6 protein-coding genes are annotated in these 6,544 nt (G+C 71.7%); 3 read left to right on the top strand and 3 right to left on the bottom strand.

Features of this window, described 5'->3' with window-relative positions; genetic code table 11:
* Together CCN33_RS20905 and CCN33_RS20900 are read left to right on the top strand one after the other, a co-directional pair.
* A partial coding sequence (locus tag CCN33_RS20905; protein WP_244173886.1) for a discoidin domain-containing protein occupies positions 1-2,126 on the top strand: 2,126 nt, incomplete at its 5' end.
* A gap of 125 nt (positions 2,127-2,251) precedes the next feature.
* A complete protein-coding gene (locus tag CCN33_RS20900; RefSeq protein ID WP_086695098.1) occupies positions 2,252-2,920 on the top strand; it encodes an LURP-one-related/scramblase family protein in 669 nt (222 codons plus the stop codon).
* An 83-nt stretch (positions 2,921-3,003) separates the two neighbouring features.
* Here the strand turns inward: CCN33_RS20900 and CCN33_RS20895 are convergent, their stop codons facing one another.
* Both CCN33_RS20895 and CCN33_RS20890 read right to left on the bottom strand, forming a co-directional pair.
* Entirely contained in the window at positions 3,004-3,972 is a 969-nt protein-coding gene (locus CCN33_RS20895; protein WP_086695097.1) for a DMT family protein, read from the bottom strand.
* Positions 3,969-4,769 (bottom strand): phosphatase PAP2 family protein, encoded by an 801-nt coding sequence (locus CCN33_RS20890; protein WP_086695096.1) that lies wholly within the window; start codon positions 4,767-4,769, stop codon positions 3,969-3,971. Before CCN33_RS20890 ends, CCN33_RS20895 begins: the two co-directional genes overlap by 4 nt.
* Positions 4,770-4,956: 187 nt before the next feature.
* Between CCN33_RS20890 and CCN33_RS20885 the strand changes: the two genes are divergently transcribed.
* Positions 4,957-5,586: a TetR/AcrR family transcriptional regulator gene (locus tag CCN33_RS20885; protein ID WP_086695095.1), complete on the top strand. Its 630-nt coding sequence runs from the start codon at positions 4,957-4,959 to the stop codon at positions 5,584-5,586.
* Positions 5,587-5,757: 171 nt separating this feature from the next.
* On the opposite strand, the gene CCN33_RS20880 is transcribed toward CCN33_RS20885, so the two are convergent.
* A partial coding sequence (locus tag CCN33_RS20880) for a hypothetical protein (RefSeq protein ID WP_107483970.1) occupies positions 5,758-6,544 on the bottom strand: 787 nt, incomplete at its 5' end.

Below are 6,544 nucleotides of genomic sequence, written 5' to 3'. Positions count from 1 at the left end.
TCGTCGCCCTCGCCGCGGGCATGACGGTCGCCGTCGCCCCGGCCGCGCACGCCGCCTCCGGCGCGACGCTCCCGTTCACCTCCGTCGAGGCCGAGTCCGCCGGCACCACCGGCAGCAGGATCGGCCCCGACCACACCCAGGGCAGCCTCGCCTCGGAGGCGTCCGGACGGCAGGCCGTACGCCTCAACTCCGGGCAGCGCGTGGAGTTCACCGTGCCGCGCGCGGCCAACGCCGTGAACGTCGCCTACAGCGTCCCGGACGGCCAGTCCGGCTCGCTCGCGGTCTATGTCAACGGCAACCGGATCGCCCGGACGCTGCCCGTGACCTCCAAGTACAGCTACATCGACACCGGTTGGATACCGGGTTCGAAGACCCACCACTTCTTCGACAACGCCCGCCTCCTGCTCGGCCAGAACGTCCAGGCGGGGGACAAGGTCGCCTTCGAGTCCACCGGCACCCAGGTCACGGTGGACGTGGCCGACTTCGAGCAGGCCGCGGCCGCCGCCACCCAGCCGGCCGGTTCGGTGTCCGTCGTCGCCAAGGGCGCCGACCCCAGCGGCGGGGGCGACTCCACGCAGGCGTTCCGCGACGCCATCGCGGCCGCGCAGGGCGGCACGGTGTGGATTCCGCCGGGCGACTACCGGATCACGTCCTCGCTCAGCGGGGTGCAGAACGTGACGCTGCGCGGCGCCGGGCACTGGTACTCGGTCGTACACACCTCACGCTTCATCGACCAGTCGAGCTCCGCCGGCAACGTCCACCTGCGGGACTTCGCGGTCATCGGCGAGGTCACCGAGCGCGTCGACTCCAGCCCGGACAACTTCGTCAACGGCTCGCTCGGCCCCAACTCCTCCGTGTCCGGCATGTGGGTCCAGCACATGAAGGTCGGCCTGTGGCTGCTGGGCAACAACGACAACCTGGTCGTGGAGAACAACCGCATCCTCGACACCACCGCCGACGGCCTCAACCTCAACGGCAACGCCCGCGGGGTCCGCGTCAGCAACAACTTCCTGCGCAACCAGGGCGACGACTCCCTCGCCATGTGGTCCCTCTACGCCCCCGACAGCAACTCCAGCTTCGAGAACAACACCATCTCGCAGCCCAACCTCGCCAACGGCATCGCCATCTACGGCGGCACCGACATCTCGGTGAAGAACAACCTGGTCTCCGACACCAACGCCCTCGGCAGCGGGATCGCCATCTCCAACCAGAAGTTCCTCGACCCCTTCTCCCCGCTGGCCGGCACCATCACGGTCTCGGGCAACACCCTGGTCCGCACGGGCGCCCTGAACCCCAACTGGAACCACCCGATGGGTGCGCTGCGCGTCGACTCCTACGACAGCGCCATCAACGCCACGGTCGACATCACCGACACCACGATCACCGACAGTCCCTATTCCGCCTTCGAGTTCGTGTCCGGCGGCGGCCAGGGCTACCCGGTGCGCAACGTCAACGTGACCGGCGCGACGGTGAGGAACACCGGGACCGTGGTCGTCCAGGCCGAGGCGCAGGGCGCGGCCACCTTCAAGAACGTCACCGCGACCCAGGTGGGCGTGGCCGGGATCTACAACTGCCCCTACCCGGCGAACTCCGGCGCGTTCGCCCTCACCGACGGCGGCGGCAACTCCGGCTGGAACAGCACCTGGTCGGACTGCTCCACCTGGCCCCAGCCCGGCCAGGGCAATCCCGAGCCCGATCCGGGGCGCAACCTGGTCAAGGGCCGTCCGGCCACCGCGACCGGCTCCCAGGACGTCTACACCCCCGGCAAGGCGGCCGACGGCGACGCCAACACCTACTGGGAGTCGGCCAACAACGCCTTCCCGCAGTCCTGGACGTCCGACCTCGGCTCCGCCTACCCGGTCCGCCGCGTCGTGCTCAAGCTGCCTCCGTCCTCGGCGTGGGGCGCCCGCACCCAGACCATCGCCGTCCAGGGCAGCACCGACGGCTCGAACTTCACCACCGTGGCCGCCGCAAAGGACTACCGCTTCGACCCGGCGACCGGCAACACGGTCACCGTCTCCCTCCCCAGCGGCACGAACCTGCGCCACCTCCGCCTGACCGTCACCGGCAACACCGGCTGGCCGGCCGGGCAGTTCAGCGAGGTGGAGGCTTACCAGACCTCCTGACCCGAACCCCCGCACCGGCCCGCTCCTCGACGAGGGAGCGGGCCGGTGCGTCCGAAACCAAGCGGAATATCCTGTTCCCGGAACAGAATGGTCAGGTACGGTCCAAGCCACGATAGGGTGCGCCGGTGACCACGCAATCGAACGTTTCTTCAGGCTCCCACTCCGGCGCGGACGGTACGGAACCCGCGCCCGGCGGGACCCTGTTCACCGAGCCCGTGCTCGTGGTGAACCAGAAGGCCAAGCTCATCGAGCTGACCAACGAGTACAAGGTCATGGACCAGAACGGCCGTGACCTCGGTGCCGTGGTCGAGGTCGGCCAGGGCGTGCTCCGCAAGATCCTGCGCTTCGTGTCGAGCTGGGACCAGTTCCTCACCCACCGGCTGGAGATCCGGGACCCCCAGGGGCAGCCGCAGTTGCTGCTCACCCGCCCGGCGAAGATCTTCAAGTCGCGCGTCCTGGTGGCCCGTCCCGACGGCTCGCAGGTCGGTGAGATCGTCCAGCAGAACATGATCGGGAAGATCAACTTCGCCATGAACGTGGACGGCCACCAGGTCGGCGCGATCAAGGCGGAGAACTGGCGGGCCTGGAACTTCGCCATCGTGGACCACGAGGGCACCGAGATCGCCCGTATCACCAAGACCTGGGAAGGTCTGGCGAAGACGCTGTTCACCACGGCGGACAACTACGTCCTCCAGATCCACCGCCCGCTGCCCGAGCCGCTGCGGAGCCTCGTCGTGGCGACGGCGCTCACCGTGGACACCGCGCTGAAGCAGGACTCGCGCGGCCTGGGCTGACGAGTCCCCGGGTGGACGTACGAAAGGGCGGCCGGCGCGTCACGCGCCGGCCGCCCTTTGGTGTCAGCCTCTCCGGACCCCGGCTACAGCCGGGTCAGCCGCCGTGGCCTCGACCGCCGACGGGTCAGCCTCGGCTCCCGCGTCGCCGTGTGCGGCTCCAGGGCCAGCACCGCCGCCACCGGGTGCTCCTCGTCGTCCGGTCCCGGGGCGGGGGGTGGTACGGACGCGGTGGCCGGGGTCGCGCGGGTCAGCAGGACCACGCCCCGGGCCGCCAGGGCCGCACCGGCAAGGGCCAGCACGATACCGACGGTGCCGCCGTGGAGGCCCTGGCCGAGCAGGGTCAGGCCGATGACCGAGGCAGCCAGCGGGTTGGCCAGGGTGACCACCGCGAGCGGGGCACCGAGGCCACCCCGGTAGGCCGTCTGCGACAGCAGCAGCCCGCCGGTGGCGAACGCGGCCACCAGTACCGCGACCACGATCACCAGCGGGCTCAGCGCCGGCCCGGTGCCCTCGGTGGCCGCCACCGTCGCGGTCTGGGTGAGCGCGGAGGCGACACCCGAGGCGAACCCGGACGCGGTTGCGTGCCTGAGGCCCGGCCGGGCGCCGGGGCGGCTCAGGGTGCCGATCACGGCGATGGTCGTGGCGGCGACCGCCAGCGCCGAAGGCAGGCTCAGTGCCCGCTCGGGCGCCGGACCGGAGGCCGCCATCAGCAGCGCCCCCAGCCCGAGCAGCGTCAGCGCCGTACCCCGCCACTCCAGGGCGGTGACCCGGCGTCCGGCCGCCCGCGCGCCGAGCGGCACCGCCGCGACCAGAGTCAGGGCGCCCAGCGGCTGGACCACGGTGAGCGGGCCGTACCGCAGGGCGACGACGTGCAGCAGGGCGGCGCCCGCGTTCAGGCCGACCGCCGACCACCAGGCGCCGGTGGTCAGCATCCGCAGCAGGCCCGCGTCCGAGTTCCGGGAAGCGAGGCGCTCCTGGGCGACGGCCGCCGAGGCGTAGGCGACGGCCGATATCAGGGACAGGCCGATGGCGGCCGACAGTGCGGCGCTCATCGGGCCGGTCCCGCGAGCGCGGTGTCCTGCGGCAGGAGCCGGAGCCGGGCGGTGCCCGCGTTCCCCGGTCCCGCGGTGCGGTGCGGGGAGGGGATCAGGGCCAGGGCGGTGACCAGCAGGGCCGTCGCCACGATCGAGTCCAGCCAGTAGTGGTTGGCGGTGCCCACGATCACCGCCAGGGTGACCAGCGGGTGCAGCAGCCATAGCCAGCGCCAGCGGGACCGGGTGGCGGCGATCAGGCCGACGGCCACCATCAGCGCCCAGCCGAAGTGCAGCGAGGGCATCGCGGCGAACTGGTTGGAGAGGTGGTCGCGGGCGGGCGGCCCGTACACCGAGGGGCCGTATATCCGGGCCGTGTCCAGCAGGCCGGTGCCGCTGAGCATCCTCGGCGGGGCCAGCGGGAAGGTGAAGGTCAGCACCAGCGCCGCGCTCGTCACCAGCGCCAGGACCCGGCGGGCCCAGACATAGTGGGCGGGGCGGCGCACGTACAGCCAGATGAGGAAGGCGACGGTGGCCGGGAAGTGCACGGTGGCGTAGTAGGTGTTCGCCAGGTGGACCAGGGCGTCGCCGTGCAGCAGCGCCGACTGGACGTCCGTCTCGGACGGCAGATGGACGGCGCGCTCCAGGTGCCAGACCCGGTGGGCGTCGCGGAAGGCGTCCGAGGTGTGGCCGTCGGCGAGCTGCCGGCCGAGCTTGTAGACCAAGAAGAGCCCCGCGACGAGCAGGAACTCCCGCAGGAGCGGTGGCCGGAGCGTTGAGTCCGGTTCCGTTCCGGCGGGCTCGGATCGGGCGTTCATCCCCCGGCCCCCTTCACTGACGGTGGTGCGTGCTGGGTCCGGACGGCTTCCGAACTCAGCGATACGTTTCCGTACCGATACGCCAGTGTACCGATACGGTCGAGTACCGGTACACTGGCGTATCGCTACAGTGCGACACACTGGAATCAGGCAGTACGCACCGGGGACGAGTGAGGGGAAGCCAGGTATGACGTCGCAGGCCGCGGACGAACCCGAGACGGTCGTCGCTTCGCGCCGCTCCAAGCTCACGCCCGAGCGTGAGCAGGAGTTCTTCGACGCCGTGCTCGACCAGATCCGCCACTGTGGTTACGAGTCCGTCACCATGGAGGGCATCGCCGCCAGCACCCGGTGCAGCAAGTCCACGCTCTACCGCCAGTGGAAGACCAAGCCCCAGTTCGTCGCCGCGGCGCTGCGGGCCAGCCGCAAGGTGCGGTTCGCCGGGATCGACACCGGCTCGCTCACCGAGGACCTGCGGCAGGCCGCGCGGGCCGTGGGGGACTGGTCGGGCAAGGACACCCGGCTGCTCCAGTCGCTGGGGCATGCCGTCACCGACGACCGCGAACTGGCCGAGGCGCTGCGCGAGGCGCTGGTCCACCCGGAGATCGCGGCGCTCCAGGAGATGCTGGAGCGGGGCGTCGCGCGGGGCGAGGTCCCGGCGGGCCACCCCGCGCTGGAGTACGTACCGGCGATGATGTTCGGCGTCCTGCGCGTGCGCCCCGTGCTGTGCGGGCAGTATGCCGACGCCGACTACCTGGCCGGGTTCGTGGAGGCCGTCGTGCTTCCCGCCCTCGGCCTGACGAGGAATCCGGCCGAGTAGGCCGGTACAGACACCAGGCCGCCGTTCACGGGATGACTGAACGGTGACCTGGACGCGCCGCACCGTGGGGACGGGGGCGGCGCACGCCCAGGCCGGGCGGGGTTCCCCTTGAGCGGAGGGGGATTCCGCCCGGCCCGGACTTCTTCGGCGGACTTCTTCGGTCGGCCCGGTTCAGACGTCCTGGCCGGAGCCCCCGCCGGACGACACCTTGATCCCTCTGAGGATCTCGTCCATCACCGCCGTGGACTGCCCCACGTCCAGCCCGAAGCGCACCACCAGCATGCGGCTCGGATCGGCGGGCGAGGGGAAGGCGGCCGACTCCACATAACCGTCGGCGCCCTTGCTGGTGACCGCCTTCCAGCGCACCAGATAGCCCTTCTGCCCGGCCACCGTCACCGCCCGCGACGCCAGCACCTGGTGCGAGGTGATGCCGCCGTAGGAGTTCCCGCCGTACGACTCCTCGGCGTTGGCCGCGACATCGGCCTTGGCGACCGCCTCGGCCGTCTCGCCGCGCGTGCCCAGCACGCGGGCCGGTGCCGAGTAGGCGCCGCCCGCGGTGCAGTTCTTGGAGGTGTCGCCGGGACACTTGTAGGACTTGTCGGAGGTCACCTGGGCACCGATGGCGAACGCCTGGCCGGTCCAGCCCTCGGGCACCGGCATGCTGATCCCGTTGACCGGGTCCGGCAGGGTGCCGCCGCCGCGCACCTTCGGCGCGGCCGACCGGTCGGGGGACGGCGACTTCTGCGGGTCGCCCGGTCCCTCCTGCCGGCGCTCCTGCCCCTGCCGGGGGCGGGAGTCGGCGCGGTCGCCCCCGCCGGGGTCCTTGGCCAGCGCGTAGACGCCGACCCCGACGCACGCCAGCACCGCGGCCGCCGCCGCGACGGCTATGCCGGTGCGCAGTCCGCGCCGGTTTCCGGCCGGGGGCTGCGGGGGGTATCCACCGTAGGCGTACGGGGGG

It is taken from the genome of Streptomyces recifensis, assembly GCF_002154615.1.
In the GTDB taxonomy this organism is placed as follows: Bacteria; Actinomycetota; Actinomycetes; order Streptomycetales; family Streptomycetaceae; genus Streptomyces; species Streptomyces griseoluteus.
Note: the sequence above shows the minus strand (reverse complement) of the source record. Positions and strands in the feature narration are given on the sequence as shown.

Bases quoted from the DNA above. Each gene is read 5' to 3' on its own strand.
- CCN33_RS20895 (WP_086695097.1), bottom strand. From the start codon at position 3,972: ATGAGCGCCGCACTGTCGGCCGCCATCGGCCTGTCCCTGATATCGGCC.
- CCN33_RS20890 (WP_086695096.1), bottom strand. From the start codon at position 4,769: ATGAACGCCCGATCCGAGCCCGCCGGAACGGAACCGGACTCAACGCTC.
- CCN33_RS20885 (WP_086695095.1), top strand. From the start codon at position 4,957: ATGACGTCGCAGGCCGCGGACGAACCCGAGACGGTCGTCGCTTCGCGC.